2 tRNA genes and 2 rRNA genes are annotated in these 756 nt (G+C 48.7%); all 4 read left to right on the top strand.

From position 1 onward, the window contains the following. A 16S ribosomal RNA gene (locus tag M595_RS28170) occupies nt 1-130 on the top strand; the annotation flags it as partial. Nucleotides 131-248: 118 nt separating this feature from the next. Then, nucleotides 249-322, top strand: a tRNA-Ile gene (locus tag M595_RS28165). A 24-nt stretch (nt 323-346) separates the two neighbouring features. Continuing rightward, nucleotides 347-419, top strand: a tRNA-Ala gene (locus M595_RS28160). Nucleotides 420-608: 189 nt separating this feature from the next. Then, nucleotides 609-756, top strand: a 23S ribosomal RNA gene (locus tag M595_RS28155); the annotation flags it as partial.

The raw sequence follows: 756 nt of genomic DNA, 5'->3' as shown, positions 1-756 counted from the left end.
GGAAGTTAGCCATGCCCGAAGTCATTACTCTAACCTTTCGAGGAGGAGGGTGCCGAAGGCAGGGCTGATGACTGGGGTGAAGTCGTAACAAGGTAGCCGTACCGGAAGGTGTGGCTGGATCACCTCCTTTTTAGGGAGACCTAACTTTAGTTTAGCCAACCCCAAAATAATCAGGCAGACTAAGGTCATCCTAGGTCGGTCAAGGAATTAAGCATTCAACAGGCTTTCAAACTCTCGGTTCGGTCTAAGGGCTATTAGCTCAGGTGGTTAGAGCGCACCCCTGATAAGGGTGAGGTCCCTGGTTCAAGTCCAGGATAGCCCACCTACTATTTATTCAGAGTCAGATGGGGGTATAGCTCAGTTGGTAGAGCGCTGCCTTTGCACGGCAGAAGTCAGCGGTTCGAGTCCGCTTACCTCCACTCTCTACATGAATAAGAGTGAGGGTTTACTCGAAAAGTATAGATAGTTATTGAATGATATAGTACAGCACCTAGAAGTCGCAATGAAGAGAGGCTATAGGATGCTGGACGAAAGTTCAGTCAGAACCTAGAAAACTGCATAGAGAATCAGAAAAAAGGTAGAACCGTAACAGACAACTAAGTCAAAGTGGTCAAGCTACAAAGAGCTAACGGTGGATCCCTAGGCACACAGAGGCGAAGAAGGACGTGGTGACCGACGAAACGCTCCGAGGAGCTGGAAGCAAGCAGAGATCCGGAGGTATCCGAATAGGGCAACCTATAAACTACTCGCTGAATC

Origin of the sequence: Lyngbya aestuarii BL J (assembly GCF_000478195.2) — a bacterium.
GTDB classification, from domain to species: Bacteria; Cyanobacteriota; Cyanobacteriia; order Cyanobacteriales; family Microcoleaceae; genus Capilliphycus; species Capilliphycus aestuarii.
This window is presented reverse-complemented; position numbering and strand designations above follow the sequence as displayed.